This window comes from Marinobacter sp., from assembly GCF_041690455.1.
Lineage (GTDB): Bacteria > Pseudomonadota > Gammaproteobacteria > Pseudomonadales > Oleiphilaceae > Marinobacter.
On the sequence record NZ_JAWLHI010000044.1, the window covers coordinates 14,191 to 33,752 of the forward strand.

Genomic DNA, 19,562 nt, shown 5'->3' on the forward strand with positions numbered 1-19,562 from the left:
CAAACTCCTGTCAGTAGACCCGGTTACCGGCACGCCAAACCGATTCGATTACAGGCTGCTGCTTGCATTCACTTACCAATACCAGATCTGCCCGTTTGCCGGCCGCTATGGAACCCCGGTCATCCAGGCCAGCGCACCGGGCGGGGACCGCGGTGACCGTGGCAATGGCCCTGGTCAGATCATAGTCATTGGTGTCCAACCGGGCGAGATGAAACGCAGCGTCCAGCATGCTCGCGGGATAGTAGTCGGACGACAGGATATCCAGTACCCCTTCCTGCGCGAGGGTCGCAGCGGCGATATTGCCGGAATGGGAACCGCCCCGTACCACGTTGGGGGCTCCCATCATTACCATCATGCCCCGCTGGTGCGACGCTTTGGCGGCTTCCAGAGTAGTCGGAAACTCAGCAATGCTCATGCCGAAACCGGCGGATTCCTCCACATGTTCCGGGGTGGCGTCGTCATGACTCGCCATGGGTATACCCCTCTCCCGGCAGATCCCGGCAATGGCTTTCCGGTAGCGGTCACTGTAACGACGGGAGTCTTCCTGCCGGGTGCGGATAAACTCCTCCATCTCCCCGGCACTGATGCCATGTTTGCCCATGTAGTACTCACGGTACTTGTCCAGATTCACAAACTGCCTCTGTCCGGGGGAATGATCCATGATCGAAACCAGTTGCAACATGGGTTGATCCACCAGCGAACGGAACATCTCCAGGGCACCCTGATGGCTGACTTCGCAGCGCAGGTGCAGAAAATGATCGGCCCTCAGCATTCTGTCCCGCTTGCTGACTTGCAACGCATTCACCATGGTTTCCAGTGTCTTCAGGCGGGTACTCCCCGCGACGACATCCCCCACCGAGATGGCATCAAACACCGTGGTGATTCCGGAGGCGACAATCTGGGCATCGTGGGTGATGACCGCCGGTATGGAGGGCCAGAGGACGCCAGGCCTGGGGGCAATGTGTTTTTCCAGGTTATCTGTGTGCAACTCCACCATACCCGGTATCAGTATCGAGGCACCGCAATCCAGTGCTCCGGGAACCTGCGAGCGCCCCCGGTCAACATCGGCAATCATGCCGTTGCGAATGTGCACCGTCCCGTTGAACAGTTCGTTCTCTGTCACAACTCTGGCGTTGGTCAACACCATGGAACCGCTCGGCCCGACGCGGCTGTGGGCGTCCATTACGCCGTCTTTCAGGTCGGTTACGCTCACGACTGTGTCTCCTCTGCTATGGCTTGTGTCTTGCGGGCGCTCAGTGCAATGGCCCGGTCTGCGACGCGGTTCCTTACGTCGGCGTCATGGAAAATGCCAACAATTGCTGCGCCGCTGTCCCGGGCACTTCGAATCAGGTCCACCACGACCTCCCGGTTGCCGGCATCCAGGGATGCGGTAGGTTCATCCAGCAGTAGCACCGGGTAATCCACCACGAAGCCCCGGGCAATATTGACCCGTTGCTGCTCGCCACCACTGAAGGTTGACGGAGCCAGGCTCCACAGTCGCTCGGGAATGTTCAGCCGTCGCAGCAGGTCCTGCGCCCGGGCCAGGCTTTCTTCACGACTGACCCCGAGCCGACGTGCAGGCTCCATAACCACGTCCAGGGTCGAAACCCGGGGAATTACCCGAAGGAACTGGCTGACATAACCAATGGTGTGTTTGCGCACGTCGATCACATCTCTGGGCAAGGCACTGACCAGATCGACCTCGGAACCCTTATGCCGGACCCAGACACGGCCGGACTCCGGCTTGTAGTTGGCATACAGGGAACGAAGCAGGGTGCTCTTGCCTGACCCGGACGGCCCGTCCAGCACGACACACTCGCCACGGGCTACCGTGAAGCTGACCTGGTCCAGCACCTGGTACGACACGCCTCCCTGGTTGTGCAGGGTGAAGCCCTTGCACAGATTGTCTACACGGATCATTGCATTCATGTTCAGGTTTCTCTTTCTGTGTTCGCCGATCAGTTACCCAGCACCGAGGACACCAGCAACTGGGTGTAGGGGTGGCGGGGATCATCCAGAACCTGGTCGGTCAGGCCGTGTTCCACCACTTTCCCGTGCTTCATCACCATCAGCCGGTGGGAAAGCAGCCGGGCCACCGCCAGGTCGTGGGTGACCAGAACCACGGCCAGCCCCAGGTCCATGACCAGATTGCGCAACAGATCCAGCAGACGGGCCTGGACCGACACATCAAGGCCACCGGTCGGCTCGTCCATGAAAATCAACCGGGGTCCGGTGACCAGGTTGCGGGCAATCTGCAATCGCTGCTGCATGCCGCCTGAGAAGGTGCGCGGGGTGTCATTGATCCGGGCCGGATCAATCTCCACCTCCCGCAGCCAGTTCTCCCCGGCCTCCCTTAACTGACCATAGTGGCGCCCACCCACGGCCATCAGGCGCTCACCGATATTGGCACCGGCACTGACACCCATACGCAATCCGTCCCGCGCATGCTGGTGCACCACGCCCCACTCGGTGCGCAGCAGCACCCGGCGATCACTTTCGGAAATGTTGTAGAGGTCCAGTTCCCGGTCGTCGCGGTTGCGGTATAACACCCGCCCCTGATCCGGAATGAGTGAGCCGGAAAGACAACCCAGCAATGTGGTCTTGCCGGAACCGGATTCCCCGACAATCCCCAGTACCTCACCCGGGTAAAGATCAAAGTCCACCCCGTCCACGCCCTTGCCCGGGGCATAAAGCTTGCGGATTCCCTGTACCTGCAGCAGTGGCGTGGCCGCCTCCATCAGGGTCTGTTCAGCGTGCATCACGGGCATGTCTCCTCGTTGGCGGCGGTTTGCTGTTGCCGTTGCCGGCAGTAGTCGGTGTCAGAACAGACGAAGATCCGCCCCCCCTCGTCATCGGTAATCACCTCGTCCAGAAACGAGTCAGTGGCTCCGCAGAATTCGCAGCTTTCGTCCCATCGCTGGATTTCAAACGGGTAGTCCTCAAAATCCAGGCTGCGCACCCGGGTATAGGGCGGGATGGCGTAGATGCGTTTCTCCCGGCCAGCCCCGAACAACTGCAAGGCGGGACACTGGTCCATCTTCGGGTTGTCGAACTTGGGAATCGGGGAGGGATCCATCACATAGTGGCCGTTCACCTTCACCGGATAGGCATAGGTGGTGGCGATATGGCCATGACGGGCAATGTCCTCGTAGAGTTTTACATGCATCACCCCATACTCTTGCAGGGCATGCATGGTCCGAGTCTCAACCTCACGGGGCTCGATAAAACGCAAGGGCTCCGGAATCGGTACCTGGTAGACCAGAATCTGTCCCGAACGCAGGGGCGTTTCCGGAATCCGGTGCCGGGTCTGGATTACCGTTGCCTCGGTGGTGACTTCCGTGGTTTTTACCCCGGCGGTCCGGGCGAAGAAACGGCGGATACTGATGGCATTGGTGGTGTCGTCGGCGCCCTGGTCAATCACCTTCAGGGTGTCATCCGGGCCGATAACGGTTGCGGTAACCTGCATACCACCCGTACCCCAGCCATAGGGCAAGGGCATTTCCCGGCCCCCGAATGGCACCTGGTAACCGGGAATCGCTACGGCCTTCAGCAGGCCCCGCCTGATCATCCTTTTGGTCTGCTCGTCCAGGTAGGCAAAGTTGTAACCGCCTGTGTCGTTGCTCTGTGCCTGCTGGAGATTCATGCTTCTGACTCCTGTCTCGATACGCTGCCGGCGGTGTCTGGCTTTTCACCCGCCTTGTCGGCTTTCTGGTAATACTCCCGTCGCAACTGTCGCAACAGCACCAGTTCCGACTGGAAATCCACGTAATGGGGCAGTTTCAGATGCGAGACAAAACCCGAGGCGTCCAGGTTGTCGCAATGGGACAGAACAAACTCCTCGTCCTGAGCCGGCGTGTCCTGCTCTTCTCCCAACTCCCGCGACCGCAGTGCCCTGTCTACCAGGGCCATAGCCATGACTTTGCGCTCGGACTGGCCAAACCCCAGCCCATATCCCCGGGTGAACCGGGGAGCTTCGGTTTCATTACCGCCGAACTGGTTGATCATGTCGCACTCGGTAATTTCGATATCACCGATAACGACCGGAAAGCCCAGCTCCTCCGGCAGTATTTCCACGGCCGTTTCGCCGTACCGGATCTCGCCAGCAAACGGATGATTGCGGCCATACCCCCGTTGGGTGGAATAACCCATCGCGAGCAGGAAGCCTTCATCACCCCGGGCAAGCGCCTGAAGCCTTACGTCCCTGCTGGCCGGATAACTGAGTGGATCGCGGGTGATATCACCAGGCGCCCGCTCGGCAGCTGCCGCTCCGGTTTCACCATCCGGACCCTCGATCATGCCCTCCCGGTTGAGCATTTCCAGTACCCGCGGACAGGGTTCCAGAGGCTGTTCCGCCGGTTCCGGCCCCCGGGGCGCCTCGCCATTGGCCAACAGGGTGAAATCCAGCAGCCGGTGGGTGTAATCGTATGTGGGCCCCAACACCTGGCCCCCGGGCACATCCTTGTAAGTAGCGGATATGCGCCGCCGGATTGCCATAGTGCCGGTATCGAGGGGACAGGAATAAAGGAATCTGGGCAGGGTGTTGCGATAGGCACGCACCAGGAAGACCGCCTCCACCACATCGCCGCTGGCCTGCTTGAGAGCCAGTGCCGCCAGTTCCGGATCGTAAAGTGAGCCTTCTGTCATGACCCGATCCACGGCCAGACGAAGCTGACTCCGGATCTGCGCCACCGACAACTCACCGGTTTCCGGTATGCCACGACGACTCTCCGCCAGCCACTGATGGGCAGCATCTATGGCTTTCTCGCCACCTTTTACTGCAACGTACATGATTATTTCTCCTGTCCTTCGAGGCTGACCCTGGTAGTCCGCGGCAACGCCATAACCTGGCGGCCACAAGTCAGAATGAGATCCACACCACAGGGGAAGCCTGCCTGGTTGTCAGCCAGTTGTTGCAGCCAGCCGGTATCAAACCCGGCAATGTGGACACACCTCTGCTGAGGGATCCCCGGCCCTTCCAGGACCAGTTCTCCGGCCTCCTCCAATGCATTCACCTCGACAATCACCGTGGCGGACCTATCGGGATATTCGAAGCTGCCCTGATTGAATGCCGACAGGGAACAACCACCTTGTGCGGTGACCAGGGCAAACAGCGCCTGATCCGGAAGGGCGGCAATACCACAACCACAGTGGAATCTCAGGGAGTTGATGACTGCAGCGCTGGTCAGATCCGGTTCCAGCCACACGGGCGTTTCCTGATCCAGCAATGCCAGGCAGACCTGGTAAGCGGCCGGGGACAGCGGGCCGGGGGCGGCGAGTTGCGCCAGATCGTGTCGGGTGCCCGGCTCAGCCATGGCCGCCAGAACCTGACGAAACACTTCCTGGGATTGGTAAGTGACATCCGAGAAGCCATCACAGAGTCCTTCAAGAGCGACGACGGCCGGAGATTGAACAGTGGTAGACATGCTTATTCCCCCCGGACCATGGTCATGAAATTCACTCGGGTAGCCGCCGCCTTGCGGGATTGCTCCCGTCGGGCCGCCAGCCATTGGGCATGGAGCGGCTCGATCAGGGTTCTCTGAAGCCCGTCATCCAGCTGCAACAGGGCATCAAAAACCGCAGCCAGTTCTGCGTGACGCCGGCTACGCCCTTGCACATAGCCGAATCCCAGGGTGCCACCGGCCAACTCGACCACACAGCGGCTCATGGTCATCTCGCCCAGATTGAAGGGATTGCCGGTACCGCCGGTGCGGCCCCGTACCATGGCGAGACCGATCTCCGGTGCTCGCACGTGCCGATAATCCGGGCAGCCAACCCCCTCCAGCCGTTGCTCAAGGCTTTCCTCTGATGCTCGTGCCAGCACGCCCATCCAGTGTTGACGTGCCTCCATTCCGGCCTGCGATGAAGCTGTGTTATTGATGGTCATGACGACGGATCTCCCTCCGTTCTCGGGTTCTGTCTGGGTTCAATCTTGTATTCAAAGCAATCCGCCCGGCTGCGCGACACGCTGTACTCCACCAATGCGCCGGTACGGGTACAGAGGTTGTTGGAACGAATTTTCAGCAGCGGCATGTTCCGTGGGTACTGCAGCAGCAGGGATTCCTGCCGGGTTGGCATACCGGCGGAGATCAGTCCCTGTTTTCGCGTCAGCTGCAAGCCATAACGGGACTCGAGCAGAGCGTGCAGGGAGCCGCCCTGATACTGCAGTTCCAGATCCGGGAAATGGTGCTTCGGGAGGTAATGACTGATCAGTGTGACCGGCTTGCCGTCGATACGGCGCAGGGTATCGATCTGGAACACTTCGGTGCCCGGCTCCACCCACATTTTCTGCGCCAGCTGCTCATCCACCCGGTGAAAGTAGCGGCCGATAATCCGGGCTTCCGAGTGATGACCCATGGCTTCCACGGATTCACTGAAACGCCCCCTCGCGCCAATCTGGTATTGCAGGGAATGTTCCAGTACCAGGGTGCCCTTACCTTGCTGACGCAAGACCATACCGGCCTGGACCAACTCATCGATGGCCCGGCGCACGGTATGACGATTGATGGAAAAACGCTGCGCCAGCTGGATCTCGGAGGGGAGGTACTCTCCGCTCCGGAATTTTTCCCGGATTTCCGTTTCCAGGGCACGTGCCACATCCTCGTAGATGGCCATGTATGTTCTTCCTTACTTGTCTAGACAACTTGCTTGAGCGAAAGGCCCCGGTTCCGGGGCCATATCACGTTCAATTCGGCTCAGATAAACCGTTTCCGGATCCACTGGGAGGCGATATCCAATGCGGTGACCACCACAATGATCACGATCATCACAGCGCAGGTCTGGGCGAACATGAATCCGCGCATGCTTTCCCACAGGATGACTCCGATACCCCCGGCACCGACCATGCCCACCACGGTCGCAGACCGTACGTTGGACTCGAAGCGATACAGGGAATAGGAAATCCACAAGGGCAGTACCTGGGGAATCACACCGAAGATGATTTCCTGGATGCCGGTGGCACCGGTTGCCCGGACACCCTCCACCGGCCCGGGATCGATCGCTTCCACGGCCTCCGAGAACAGCTTTGCCAATACACCCGTGGTGTGCACAAACAACGCCATGACCCCGGCAAAAGGCCCTAATCCAACAGCGACGACGAACAACATGGCAAATACCATCTCGTTGATCGCACGACTGGCATCCATCAGTCGGCGCACCGGCTGGTAGACCCACCAGGGGACCAGGTTGTCCGATGAAAGAATGGCGAACGGAATGGCAAACACGATGGCAAGAAATGTTCCCCAGATGGCAATCTGTACCGTGATCACCATTTCAGTCAGGTAGTAGCGCCATTGACTGAAATCCGGCGGGAAGAAATCTCCCAGGAACGTGGCCATGTTGTCGGCATCGCTCCAGATCGCCTGCGGGTTCATCTCCGCCCCTTCCCAGGACCAGGCCAAGGCTGCCAGGAACAGGCCCCAGCCGAATAACCTCATCCAGCTGTTTCCCGGTCGGATGGATGTGATTTCAGGTTGCGCGGATGCTGTTTGCATAGAATTTCCGGATCAGTCAGAAGAGTCAGGTAACGCGGGATCCGGCAGGGGGGTGTAAGCCCCCTGCCCGCAATCTCATTCGGCAGCGGCCTGCTGCTTCTCGATCAGAGCCGCGCGGCGGTCCAGCTCCTTCAGCTCGCTTTGGATAGCGGACAAACGGTCCTTGTCCGAAGAGCTCAGGTTGCCAGCGTTTTCCAGGGCGGCTTTCTCCTTGAACAGTGCCAGCTGGCGAATGGGGATCAGCTGGTCATTGCTGGATTCCTTAAAAGGTGCCCACTGGAGATCCGCCAGAATGGCCTTTTCACGAGCATCCTCTGTGCCGTATTCAAAGATGAAGTCCCGAATCCGCTGCTTGGTTTGTTCAGGCAGGTTCTTGCGCCATACCAGGGGGTCTGAAGGGATCAACGGTGACTTCCAGATCACCTTGAGCTGTTCGGCCTTCTCCGGCTGGGTTTCTTTCAGGCGACCGAAGCTCTCGGTATTGAAAGTGGCAACATCGACCTGTTTGTTGGCCACTGCCAGGGCGTTGGTTTCATGATTCGAGTTGAGGGTACGCTTGAAGGCGCTCTTGGCATCCACACCATTCATGGCAAAGACATAGTAGCCAGGTACCAGGAACCCGGAAGTGGAGTTGGGGTCACCATTGCCAAAGGTCAGCTCGGAGGCGTTGGAGAGTACGTCGTCCACGGAATTCAGGCGTTCATCGTCCCGATGAGCAATCAGCAAAGACCAGTAACCCGGGTTACCACTGACATCCACAGTCTGGGCAAAGATCTCACCGCCCGCGCGATCCACGGCTTCCATGGCAGACTTGTTGCCGTACCAGGCGACATCGACCTTGTCGAAACGCATTCCCTGGATAATCCCGGCATAGTCGGGAGCGAAGAAAGCCTTCACCTCCATATCCAGCTGCTCGGACATGTCTTCCAGGAACGGTTCCCAGACACTTTTCAGATTCTGCGACGATTCGGTAGAGATGATGCCAAAGTTCAGGGTGTCCATTTCTTCTGCCTGGACACCGGCAGCGGCAACGGTCACCGACGCAGCGACAGTAATGCCGCGAATCAGTTTCTTGATCATGACTATTCCTCTGATTGGATTGATATCACTGGCCAGTAGTACTACTGGGCCATCGCCAGGCCGCTTATCGGGCGGGTAACCCGGTTGCGCGGCACAGGCAGGTTTTCTTCATTGAACGAAGTGGTTCCATAAATCTGGTTGAGCAGGGCTGGGGTCAAAGCCGTTGCCCTGTCGTCGAACAGGACTTCGCCCTGGCGCAGGGCGAGAATGCGACTGCAGTAATTGCGGGCGTAATCCACCTGATGAAGGGTGACCACGACGGTCTTGCCATCCTGCTCGTTTATATCGGCAAGAATATCCATGACACAGCGGGCCGATTCCGGGTCCAGGGAGGCAATTGGTTCATCCGCCAGAATGACATCCGGCTGCTGGGTGAGGGCGCGGGCAATTGCGACTCTTTGCTGCTGACCGCCGGAGAGGCACGAAGCCCGTTGATGGGCAAAACGGTCCATGCCCACCCGTCGCAGGGACTCCATGGCAAGGGCCTTCTCCTCTTCCCTGAAATATCCCAGCGTTCCACGCCACGCGGGTATGCGTCCGAGGGTGCCGGTAAGCACGTTTTCCAGGACGGTAAGGCGATTGACCAGATTGAACTGCTGGAAGATGTAACCGATACGGGCCCGGGTGCGCCGCACATTCCCACTCAGCTTGCCGCCTGATTGCATGGGGCGCCCGAGAACCTGGACACTCCCATCACCCTGATCGCCCCGAACCAGCCCGGTGATGTGCCGCAGCAGGGTGGATTTACCGGAACCGGACGGGCCTATCAGCCCCACCATTTCTCCACTGGCGACCGACAGGTCAATGTTGTTCAGAGCCTTTGCGTTCTTTCCGAACGTCTTGCTCAGACTACGGACGTGAATGACAGGGTCCATTCCACTTCCTTCTTTTGTCTGCAAACAGTTGTTACGCCGGCACCGAAAGACCACACCGGACGACTCAGGTTTTGATCAACTTGTGTAGACATCTTGATTTCGGATTGTTGCAGCGGGGGGACAATCACATGACGGTTCCTTGAACCTTCCATTGCAGATTTTCGATGGGTGGGGTCGCTGTCACAGGGCTGACTTATCGCCACTCTATACTCGGTCGCTTTGCGATCAGGGCCACCGCCATGACCATCGAAAGTCTCAGGGCCAAGCCACAGCTGCAGTCCCGGCGACTGCTTCTGGTCGGAGGGCTGGGTACCACCCAGATCATCGCCTGGGGAACAACCTTCTACCTGCCGGCGGTATTCGCCAATTCCATCGCCAGGGAGACCGGTTGGTCGCTGTCACTGGTGGTTGCCGGCTTGTCGCTGGGGCTGTTGTTGGCGGGTTCCTTTTCACCACTGGTCGGGCGATTGATCGATTACCGTGGGGGTCGCTATGTGATGGCCGCAAGTTCGGTGGTGATTGCTTGCGGGTTATGGCTGATGAGCCTGTCGACCAGTCTGGCCATCTTTTTTATGAGTTGGGCAGTACTCGGGGTGGGGATGGCGGCGGGCCTTTACGATGCCGCCTTTGCGACACTCGGCCGGTACTATGGGTCGGATGCCAGAGGTGCTATCACCGGCGTGACCCTGCTGGGAGGATTTGCCAGCACACTCTGCTGGCCATTATTGACGGTACTGGATGAAACCCTGGGCTGGCGCCAGGGGGCACAAGCTGTGGCACTGGTTCACCTGTTGCTGTGCCTACCTCTGCACCTGTGGATAATTCCGGGCGCTTCCTCCAGCCACCATGGATCACAGATAACCCGTGGGAACTTCCAGGGTGATAGACCCCAGGCAAGGACCCGTTTTTTCCGGGACATTCGTTTTCTGAAGATCTGTTTGGCATTCACCCTGCTGGCATTCGTAATGACAGGATTGTCAGTTCATTTGCTGGAAGTGCTTCGCCAAAGGGGTATGGAAACCGCAACCGTGGTCATGATCGGAATGCTCATCGGGCCCGCTCAGGTTACGGCCCGGGTTCTGGAGTTCACCTTCGGTCGTGACTTTCACCCGGTTTGGTCAGCCCGGGCCGGAGCCTTGCTGGCCCTCACCGGAGTTGTGCTGTTCAGCATCTCCCAACCCCTGACCGCCTTCATCGCAGCGGCGGTTTACGGCGCGGGCAACGGCATCCTGACCATTGCCCGTGGCACCCTGCCATTGGCTATCTTCGGCGCTGAAGCCTATGGCGAGCGTATGGGCGTACTGGCCCGACCGATACTGCTCGCCCAGGCATCCGCCCCTATCCTGATGGCTACAGCACTGAGCGCAATGGATGGCCTTTATGTATTGCTCGGACTGGCGGGCCTGATGGTGCTGAGCTGCGCCCTGCTGATTTTGTTACCTGCCGAATCACGGTAGCGGATCAAAAATCATCCGCCCGCTTCTGAGGCGCCGTCGCCAGCCCGGTACCTCCCGCCTGGCCAGCCGCCAGGCGTTCGAGCTCCACCTCCACCGCATTGGTGGACTTGGCGAACCGGGCCAGCAGGTTATAGAGCACCGGAATCAGGAACAGGGTGAGCGTGGTGGCGAAGAGCAACCCGCCCAGGATCACCATACCGATGGCGGCCCGGCTCTCGGCGCCGGCACCGGTGGCAATCACCAGCGGTACGGCACCGAACACGGTGGAGATGGTGGTCATCAGGACCGGGCGGAAACGCAGCACGGCGCCCTCGAGGATCGCGTCCCGGACCTCATAGCCCTTGTCCCGGAGCTGGTTGGCAAACTCCACGATCAGTATCCCGTTCTTGGCCATCAAACCGAGCAACATGATGATGCCGATCTGGCTGTAGATATTCAGGCTGATGCCCGACCAGAACAGCGCCAGCAGGGCCCCGGTCACCGCCAGCGGCACCGTCAGCATGATGATCAGCGGGTGGATCCAGCTCTCGAACTGGGCCGCCAGTACCAGGAATACAATCACGAAAGCCAGGCCGAAGGTCACGTAGATGGCGTTGGAGGATTCCTCGAACTCCCGGGACAGGCCCTTGTAGCTGACCCGGGCCTCCGGCGGCAGGTTATCCACAGCCAGATTGTTCAGGTAGGTCAGCGCCGAGCCGAGATCATAACCATCGGCCAGGGAAGCACTGATTACCACCGCCGGCAGGCGGTCAATCCGGCGCAGGTCCGGGTTGGCGCCAATTTCCTCCACCGATACCAGGGCCTGCAACGGAATCAGGTCGCCACCCTCCCGCGGCCGCAGGTAGATCTGACCCAGGTCGGCCGGCGTTGCCCTATCGGCTTCTGTCGCCTGGATGATGACATCGTACTCCCGGCCCCGATCCAGGTAAGTGGTGACTTGGCGGGACGCCAGCATGGTCTGCAGGGTCAGGCCGACATCCTCGACGGTGATGTCCAGGTCCGCGGCCCGCTCCCGGTCAATGTTCACCCGCAGTTCCGGACGGGTCAGCTCGAAATCCGTCTCCAGGTTGAGCAGGTTCGGATTCTCCTTGGCCCGCTCGACAATCTCGTCGCTCCAGGCTTGCACCGACTCGTAATCCGGGCCGGCAACCACAAACTCCACCGGTTGGCTGAAGCCCCGTTGGCCCAGACCCGGCGGGTTGACCGCCACGGTCCGGATCCCGGAGATGTCACTGAGCTTCTGGCGGATCTCGCTGGTCACCTGCTGCTGTTTGATATCCCGCTGTTCCCACGGCACCAGCCCCATGATCATGAAGGCATTGTCTTCCTCGTCCCGGAAACCGACGATCGACAACAGCCGATTGGCAATGCCGTCATCCAGGTAAGGCAGCAGTTTTTCCTCGGCCTTGCGGACGTAATGGTCGGTGAATTCCACGGTCGAGCCCCGGGGCGCGCTGGTGGGCATGATGATGACACCCCGGTCCTCGGTCGGCGCCAGCTCCTGGGGCAGTTTCGGATAGACCACCGCTGCTACCACGAGCCCCGCAACCCCGAGGCCGATCAGCAGGCCAGGCATGCTCAATGAAAACCGAAGCAACCGCTCGTAGCCATGGGTCAGGCCGTTCAGGACTTTTTCACTGGCGGCCCAGAGCCGATGCCCCTCGGCGCTCTCGGGACTGTGACGCAGCCACTTGGAGCAGAGCATAGGCGCCAGGGTCAGGGCCACCAGGCTTGAGAACACCACCGCTGCGGCAAGGGTAAAGCCGAACTCGGCAAACAGCCGGCCGACGTTGCCACCCATGAACGAGATGGGCACAAACACCGCCACCAGGGTCAGGGTGGTGGCAATAATGGCAAAAGCGACCTGTTTGGCTCCCCGATAGGCGGCGAGCAAGGGCGGTTCGCCTTCATCAATCCGGCGCTGGATGTTCTCCAGCATGACGATCGCATCGTCCACCACCAGACCGATGGCCAGAATCACCGCCAGCAGGGTCAGCACGTTGATGGAGAACCCGAGAAAGCCCAGGCCGATGAAGGCACCGATCACCGCCACCGGAATGGTCACGGCCGGAATCAGGGTTGCGCGCCAGGAGCGCAGGAACAGGAAAATCACCAGGATGACCAGGGATACGGCAATGGCCAGGGTGATCACTACTTCCTTGATCGAAGCACGTATGAAGATGGATTCGTCGTAGCTCTCGGCGATGGTGACTTCCGGCGGCAGGGTTTCCCGGATCCGGTCCAGCTCGGCCCGAACTCCATCCGAGACCGCCACGGTGTTGGCCTTGGATTGGCGGATGATGCCCATGCCAATGGCGGTTTCGCCGTTGGCGCGCAGCCGGCTGACATCCGACTCCACCCCCATCTGGACGTTGGCCACCTCACCCAGGCGTAACAGGTCGTTGCCGTTGCGCCGGATCACCAGTTCCCGAAATTGTTCGACTGTGGATAACCGGCCCTCGGCCCGTACCGTGAAGTTGCGGGTGGAAGAATCCACCGAGCCGGCGGGCAGTTCCACGTTGTTGGCCCGCAGCGCCCGCTCCACTTCAGCCACGGTGATGTTCCGGGCCGCCAGCCGCTCGCGATCGAGCCAGACCCGGATGGCGTACCGGCGCTCGCCGCCGATGCGGACATCCGCCACCCCGTCGAGTACCGATAACCGGTCCGCCAACACCCGGTCGGCAAAATCGCTGAGCTCGGCACTGTCCCAGACCTGACTGCGCAAGGTTATCCACATCATCGGCCGGGCATCAGAATCGGCCTTGCGCACAACCGGGGCATCGGCCTCGTCGGGCAGCTGATTGGCCACCCGGGAGACCGCATCGCGCACGTCGTTGGCGGCGATATCCACATCCCGGGAAATATCGAATTCAATGCTGGTGCGGGATTCGCCCTGCTCGGTGGAAGACTCGATGGAGCGGATACCCTCAATGCCACTGATGGCCCCCTCGATCACCTGGGTGATCTGGGTATCGACCACCTCGGCGGCGGCACCGGTGTAATCGGTGGAAATGGACACCACCGGCGGATCAATGTCCGGGTACTCCCGGACCGGTAACTCGAACAGGGCCGCAAGGCCGAAAACCACGATCAGCAGACTCAGGACCGTGGCAAAGACCGGACGCTTGATGGAAATATCGGACAGCACCATGGCTCAGGACTCCACGGAGCTGACGAAGCGGTTTTCCGGGATAACATTCTCGCCGTCCAGCACACGGATACGGTCACCAGAACTCAGGCGATCCTGACCGGTGACGATCACTTCATCCTCAGGCTCTACGCCGCTGACCACTTCGACCATGCCGGGCATCCGAGAGCCAAGCTCCACCGATACCCGCTTTGCAGCTCCATCTTCGGCGACAAAAACATACTGCTCATCACCGCGGATCATCACCGCCTGTTCCGGGATGACCAAGGCCTCCCGCTGTTGCAGGGTCAGGGTGGCGGACATGAACTGGCCAGGGCGCAGCCGCCCGTCGGTGTTATCAATCAGGGCCCGGACCGGCAGGCTCCGGCTCAGCTCGTTGATGCGGGTACCCAGTTCCACCAGTTCGCCACGAAAAGGCTGATCGGGGTAGGCCGGCGATATCCCCCGGACCTCCTGCCCCACACTCACCTGCCCCAGGAACCGTTCAGGAATGCTGAAATTCAGCTCCATCCGTTCGGTGGTATCCAGGGTAGTAATCGCGGTTCCGGCCGTGACATAGGCACCGATGCTGATATCGCTCAGACCAACCACGCCGGAAAACGGTGCCTCGATCCGATGGTTATCCAGCCGCACCCGGGCGGCCTGACGCTGGGCCAGGGCCACGTCGACGGCCGTTCTCAGTTCATCCACCTGGGACTGGGAAATGCTGTTATTCGAACGCAGGCGATTGGCCCGCTCCAGTTGCCGCCGGGCATCGGCCAGCCGGGCTTCAATCTCGGCGAGATCCGCCCGGGCCTGGCGGTCATCGAGACGCAGGAGCAGGTCGCCTTCGGCCACTTTCTGACCGGCCGCCAGGTTTATTTCAGTGACCCGGCCACTGACTTCGGTGGTCAGTTCCACAGCATTCAGCGCCTGGAGATTCCCCACTGTCTTGACCACATCCTTGACCGTATCGCGCTCCGGGCGCACCGTATTCACGGCGCTGGCAGGACGCTCACCACCGGCCTGCTGTTCCGAGCCGCTGTCGTATGTCCGGTAGACCCAGGCTCCGCCGACAGCAACGGCGACGAGAACCAGCGCGATGACCCATTGTTTCCACATGATGGTATGACTGCCTGTTGATTAATGATCCGGCGTACCCGCCCGGTTATTTTTTCTGGATGACCAATACAATCTCCCCGACATCGATCCCCCACTTGCTCATGGTGGTCTGGTTGATCAGCGTATCCGGGGTAATCAGGTACATCCAGTCGTCCATGCGCACGTCAATGGTGCCATCGCCATAGGCAACCCGGAGTACGTAATTCATATGGATAGCGTTGCCCTGCCAACGCATGGTGCCAGGTTCAACCACGTCACCGGCATCGGCATGATAGCCCTCCGGGGTGGGCTCCAGGGTCCAGACCCGGGTCTGGACCTCACCGTCATCGAAGCGGAACACTTCATCCAGGGTACCGATCCCGTTGGCATCCCAGGATGCCGAGATATCGGCGTCGAACGTACGAATTACCTCACCCGAGAAATTCTTGACCACCCCACGGGCAGAAAGTTCGCCGCTAAAAAACTGTTCCGGGACCAGTTTCGGCGAGCGGTCCGCGTAGTCCTCCAGCGACGGGGACGCACAGCCGGACAAGAGCACCACGTTCAAACATAACCATAGCAGTGTGACAGGGCCAGTACCCCGGGACCGAAACCAACGCTTTTGCATGACTTTTACACTCCCGTGTTGCAGAAAAATCCGAATGCTGGCCAGAAACATACGAAACCCGGCCGGGGTTCGATCAGAAACCGGCTGCACTGCTGAACAGAAGATCGTCATTTCAGCCAATTGTCTTTGGTGACATAGCCGCCGGCGCTTTTCGTCAATGGCAGCGCCCCGGGAATGCCGTAAAACAAAAACCATCGGAGGCCCATCGCCCTCCCCCGAATCCATTACAGGTACAGAGGTTTCGTTATGCCGGTCTACAAGGCGCCCCTGCGCGACATGAAATTCCTGCTCAATGAAGTGTTCGATTACCCGAAACACTATGCGTCCCTGGCCAGCGGCGAAAACGCCACGCCGGACATCGTCGATGCCATCCTGGCCGAATGTGGCAAGTTCTGTGAAGAAGTCCTAAGCCCGCTCTACCAGTCCGGCGACGAGGAAGGCTGCAAGCTGGAAAATGGCAAAGTGACTACCCCCGACGGGTACAAGGAAGCCTACAACCAGTACATGATGGGCGGCTGGCAGGGCCTGTCCGCCCCCGAGGAATACGGCGGCCAGGGTCTGCCCGCGTCCATGGGTCTGCTCAAGCAGGAAATGATGGGCACCGCCAACTGGTCATTCTCCATGTACCCCGGTCTGTCCCTGGGGGCGATGAACACCATCTACCTGCACGGCAGCGAGGCGCAGAAGCAGACCTACCTGACGCCGCTGACCGAGGGCCGTTGGGGCGGCACCATGTGCCTGACCGAACCCCAGTGCGGTACTGACCTGGGCCAGGTGAAGACCAAGGCGGAACCCCACGGCGATGGCAGCTACCGGATCACCGGCACCAAGATCTTCATTTCCTCCGGTGAGCATGACCTGACCGAGAACATTGTCCACATCGTCCTGGCCAGACTGCCCGATGCACCCAAGGGTACCCGGGGTATCAGCCTGTTCATCGTGCCCAAATTCCTGCCGGACGCCGACGGTGGTGTCGGCGAGCGCAACGGCGTCAGCTGTGGCAGTCTGGAAAAGAAAATGGGTATCAAGGCCTCCGCCACCTGTGTCATGAACTTCGACGGTGCTACCGGTTACCTGATCGGCCCGGAGAACCAGGGCCTGGAGTGCATGTTCACATTCATGAACACAGCCCGGATCGGGACCGCCATCCAGGGCGTCGGCCCCGCCGAGCTGTCCTATCAGTGGGCCCTGGACTATGCCAGAGAACGCCGTTCCATGCGGGCGCTGTCCGGCAAGAAGGAACCGGAGCAGGTGGCCGACGCCATCATCCACCACGCCGATGTCCGTCGCATGCTGCTGACCCAGAAGGCGGTCGCCGAGGGCGGCCGGGCCATGCTCTATTACGCGGCCCGCCTGGCGGACCACATGGTGGAGGCCCACACCCGGGGAGATGACAAGAAAGCCGAGGCCTACGACGACAAACTCGGCTTCCTGACTCCGATCCTGAAGGGTTTCCTCACCGAACTGGGGTACGAATGCACCAACCTGGGCATGCAGGTGTTCGGTGGTCACGGCTATATCCGGGAACACGGCATGGAACAGATCGTCCGCGATACCCGCATCGCCACCCTGTACGAGGGCACCACCGGCATCCAGGCCCTGGACCTGCTGGGCCGGAAAGTCCTGCTGATGACCCAGGGCGGCGCGGTCCGGGAATTCACCCTGAAGGTCGCCAATTTTGCCCGCAAGCACCTGACCGACAAGCGTCTGCGCCCGTATGCCGTCGAACTGCTCAAGCTGACCGCCCAGTGGAACCTGCTGACGGTGCGGGTGATGCTGGCCGCACGCAAGGACCGCGATGTGGTGAGTTCCGCCGCCAACGATTTTCTGATGTACAGCGGCTACGTGACCATGGCCTACATGTGGCTGCGCCAGTCCGTGGTGGCTGTGGATAAACTGGATAACGGGGGCGAGGACTCGGAAGAATTCTATCAGGCCAAGCTGGCCACCACGGAATTCTACTTCGAGCGCCTGTTACCCCGGGCCCAGGCCCACGCCACCAGCATGCTCAGCCCGACCCGGAGCCTGATGCAGCTGGATTCCGATCATATGGCCTTCACCGGTTGATCCGGCCGATGACTCTTGATCCCGGGGTGCCCCGCCCCGGGATTTTTTTTGCCCTTGAAATCGGAAAAGGCAACCCCACCTTTCTGGTGCCTTTCCATGCCAAAGCCATTAACTTCATGAGGTGAAAGGAAAATTTCAGTTACTGAATAAAAGTAAGGAGGTTCGAATATGGAAACTCGTTCTGACGACTTTTATCCAACCCGCCTGGAACGCCCCACCCCGTGCTTTGAACGCCGGGACCCGGTTATCCACAGCACCGGAGACGACCGTACCAACGGTCCTTTGAGCGAAACCGAACTGGCCCAGTACGAGCGCGACGGTTTCCTGGCCATCAACAATTTCCTTGACCAGGCCACGGTACAGAAATTCCGTGAAGATCTGCGCGCCTATGAGGATGACGACAGCATCCTGCGCTCGGAGGGAACTATCACCGAGCCGGGCAAGCAGGAGATCCGCTCGATCTTCGGTATCCACGAGCTGTCCGATCGTTTTGACCGCCTGACCCGGGACCCGAAGATCCTCGCCATGGTGCGTCAGCTGCTGGGCAGCGATGCCTACATCCACCAGTCCCGCATCAACTTCAAGCCGGGCTTCCACGGTAAGGGTTTTGACTGGCACTCGGATTTCGAGACCTGGCACGCCGAGGACGGCATGCCACGCATGCGCGCCGTCAGTTTTTCCATCGCCCTGACCGATAATACCCCGTTTAACGGGCCACTGATGCTGATCCCCGGTTCCCACAAGACCTTCGTGCCCTGTGTCGGCCGCACTCCGGAAGACAACTACCAGTCCTCCCTTAAAAAGCAGGAGCTGGGCGTACCCAATGACCGGGACCTGAAGCGGATGGCCGATGAGTTCGGCATCAAGGCCCCCACCGGCGCGGCCGGCTCGCTGATCATTTTCGAGTGCAACACCCTGCACGCCTCCAACGCCAACATGTCACCCTGGCCGCGGAGCAACCTGTTCTTTGTCTACAACAGTGTGGAAAACCAGCTGGAACAGCCCTATTGCGGCAACAAGCCCCGGCCGGATTTCCTGGGTAACCGGACCAACACCGAAGCGCTGCAGCCAGTGACGGAGGAGGACGTCCGCAAGACCGGCTGAGGCCTGAGCAACCTTGCCAGAACGAAAAAAGGGAAGCCCATGGTCAGGCTTCCCTTTTTTGTTTATGAGTTCCTCTATTTTCCGATACAGAAGCTGCTGAATATCTTGCCCAGAAGTTCATCCGGTGTCAGATGCCCCGTGATTTCTCCCAGGGCATCCTGGGCTGCGCGCAGGTCTTCCGCCAACAGTTCGCCGGCGCCATAGCCTTCCAGCTGGGTCTGGCCCTGCAGCAGCGAGTCCCTGGCCCGCTCCAGGGCATCCAGGTGTCGGCGACGAGCCAGGAAGCCACCCTCGGTGGTGGTAACGAAGCCCATGCACTGCTTCAGATGATCCCGCAATACCTCAAGCCCTTCGGCGGACTTGGCGGCCAGCCGGATCACCGGCGCCGCCTGGTGGGGTTCGGCGGTAATGCCCACCGTTTCCCCGGACAGGTCCACCTTGTTACGGATCACCGTCACCGGCGCATTAGCGGGCAACCGATCGATGAAGTCCGGCCAGATTTCGTGGGGTTCGGTCTTGTCGGTGGTAGTGGCGTCCACCATCAGCAGGATCCGGTCGGCCTGGCGAATTTCATCCCAGGCCCGGGCAATACCGATCTGTTCCACCTCGTCGGGACTGTCCCGAAGGCCGGCG

Annotated in this window: 17 protein-coding genes and 1 pseudogene; 3 read left to right on the top strand and 15 right to left on the bottom strand. The window is 60.1% G+C overall.

Translation table 11 applies throughout. The annotated features are described in order from the left end of the window. Nucleotides 1–10 precede the first annotated feature (10 nt). From ACESMW_RS12045 to phnC, 11 genes are all read right to left on the bottom strand, one after another. Nucleotides 11–1,183: an alpha-D-ribose 1-methylphosphonate 5-triphosphate diphosphatase gene (locus ACESMW_RS12045; protein WP_372987292.1), complete on the bottom strand. Its 1,173-nt coding sequence runs from the start codon at nt 1,181–1,183 to the stop codon at nt 11–13. 26 nt (nt 1,184–1,209) lie between these two features. Further along, complete coding sequence (phnL, locus tag ACESMW_RS12050) at nt 1,210–1,929, bottom strand: phosphonate C-P lyase system protein PhnL (protein ID WP_372987276.1); 720 nt, start codon at nt 1,927–1,929, stop codon at nt 1,210–1,212. 29 nt (nt 1,930–1,958) lie between these two features. Then, nucleotides 1,959–2,759: a phosphonate C-P lyase system protein PhnK gene (gene phnK, locus ACESMW_RS12055; protein WP_372987277.1), complete on the bottom strand. Its 801-nt coding sequence runs from the start codon at nt 2,757–2,759 to the stop codon at nt 1,959–1,961. Continuing rightward, on the bottom strand, nt 2,759–3,643 hold the full coding sequence (locus ACESMW_RS12060; RefSeq protein WP_372987278.1) for an alpha-D-ribose 1-methylphosphonate 5-phosphate C-P-lyase PhnJ: 885 nt from the start codon (nt 3,641–3,643) through the stop codon (nt 2,759–2,761). The genes phnK and ACESMW_RS12060 overlap by 1 nt, the downstream gene beginning before the upstream one ends. Further along, the gene (locus ACESMW_RS12065; RefSeq protein ID WP_372987279.1) at nt 3,640–4,788 is read right to left on the bottom strand and encodes a carbon-phosphorus lyase complex subunit PhnI; all 1,149 of its coding nucleotides are present in this window, start codon (nt 4,786–4,788) and stop codon (nt 3,640–3,642) included. The genes ACESMW_RS12060 and ACESMW_RS12065 overlap by 4 nt, the downstream gene beginning before the upstream one ends. A 2-nt stretch (nt 4,789–4,790) precedes the next feature. Next, nucleotides 4,791–5,423: a phosphonate C-P lyase system protein PhnH gene (gene phnH, locus ACESMW_RS12070; RefSeq protein ID WP_372987280.1), complete on the bottom strand. Its 633-nt coding sequence runs from the start codon at nt 5,421–5,423 to the stop codon at nt 4,791–4,793. Nucleotides 5,424–5,425: 2 nt separating this feature from the next. Continuing rightward, entirely contained in the window at nt 5,426–5,884 is a 459-nt protein-coding gene (gene phnG / locus ACESMW_RS12075) for a phosphonate C-P lyase system protein PhnG (RefSeq protein ID WP_372987281.1), read from the bottom strand. Continuing rightward, nucleotides 5,881–6,612 carry a phosphonate metabolism transcriptional regulator PhnF gene (gene phnF, locus ACESMW_RS12080; RefSeq protein ID WP_372987282.1) on the bottom strand — a complete coding sequence of 244 codons (732 nt, stop codon included), beginning with the start codon at nt 6,610–6,612 and terminating at the stop codon, nt 5,881–5,883. The genes phnG and phnF overlap by 4 nt, the downstream gene beginning before the upstream one ends. Nucleotides 6,613–6,692: 80 nt before the next feature. Next, a complete protein-coding gene (phnE, locus tag ACESMW_RS12085) occupies nt 6,693–7,490 on the bottom strand; it encodes a phosphonate ABC transporter, permease protein PhnE (RefSeq protein WP_372987283.1) in 798 nt (265 codons plus the stop codon). A gap of 75 nt (nt 7,491–7,565) precedes the next feature. Then, on the bottom strand, nt 7,566–8,570 hold the full coding sequence (gene phnD, locus ACESMW_RS12090) for a phosphonate ABC transporter substrate-binding protein (RefSeq protein ID WP_372987284.1): 1,005 nt from the start codon (nt 8,568–8,570) through the stop codon (nt 7,566–7,568). A gap of 41 nt (nt 8,571–8,611) precedes the next feature. Beyond that, nucleotides 8,612–9,445: a phosphonate ABC transporter ATP-binding protein gene (gene phnC / locus ACESMW_RS12095; RefSeq protein WP_372987285.1), complete on the bottom strand. Its 834-nt coding sequence runs from the start codon at nt 9,443–9,445 to the stop codon at nt 8,612–8,614. 239 nt (nt 9,446–9,684) lie between these two features. On the opposite strand from phnC, the gene ACESMW_RS12100 reads away from it, so the two are divergent. After that, nucleotides 9,685–10,902, top strand: coding sequence for an MFS transporter (locus ACESMW_RS12100; RefSeq protein ID WP_372987286.1), 1,218 nt, complete (start codon nt 9,685–9,687; stop codon nt 10,900–10,902). Between the two features lie 4 nt (nt 10,903–10,906). Here ACESMW_RS12100 and ACESMW_RS12105 read toward each other — a convergent pair whose 3' ends face one another. The 3 genes from ACESMW_RS12105 to ACESMW_RS12115 are packed head-to-tail and all read right to left on the bottom strand — an operon-like array spanning nt 10,907 to nt 15,698. Continuing rightward, complete coding sequence (locus tag ACESMW_RS12105) at nt 10,907–14,053, bottom strand: efflux RND transporter permease subunit (RefSeq protein ID WP_372987287.1); 3,147 nt, start codon at nt 14,051–14,053, stop codon at nt 10,907–10,909. A gap of 3 nt (nt 14,054–14,056) precedes the next feature. After that, a complete protein-coding gene (locus ACESMW_RS12110) occupies nt 14,057–15,151 on the bottom strand; it encodes an efflux RND transporter periplasmic adaptor subunit (protein WP_372987288.1) in 1,095 nt (364 codons plus the stop codon). A gap of 46 nt (nt 15,152–15,197) precedes the next feature. Then, nucleotides 15,198–15,698, bottom strand: a complete 501-nt coding sequence (locus ACESMW_RS12115) for a DUF3833 domain-containing protein (protein ID WP_372987289.1) — start codon at nt 15,696–15,698, stop codon at nt 15,198–15,200. 306 nt (nt 15,699–16,004) lie between these two features. Between ACESMW_RS12115 and ACESMW_RS12120 the strand changes: the two genes are divergently transcribed. Together ACESMW_RS12120 and thpD are read left to right on the top strand one after the other, a co-directional pair. Next, nucleotides 16,005–17,825 carry an acyl-CoA dehydrogenase C-terminal domain-containing protein gene (locus tag ACESMW_RS12120; protein WP_372987290.1) on the top strand — a complete coding sequence of 607 codons (1,821 nt, stop codon included), beginning with the start codon at nt 16,005–16,007 and terminating at the stop codon, nt 17,823–17,825. Nucleotides 17,826–17,993: 168 nt separating this feature from the next. Beyond that, nucleotides 17,994–18,929 carry an ectoine hydroxylase gene (thpD, locus tag ACESMW_RS12125; RefSeq protein WP_372987291.1) on the top strand — a complete coding sequence of 312 codons (936 nt, stop codon included), beginning with the start codon at nt 17,994–17,996 and terminating at the stop codon, nt 18,927–18,929. A gap of 74 nt (nt 18,930–19,003) precedes the next feature. Here thpD and ACESMW_RS12130 read toward each other — a convergent pair. After that, a pseudogene (locus tag ACESMW_RS12130) lies at nt 19,004–19,562 on the bottom strand (tRNA uridine-5-carboxymethylaminomethyl(34) synthesis GTPase MnmE); the annotation flags it as partial.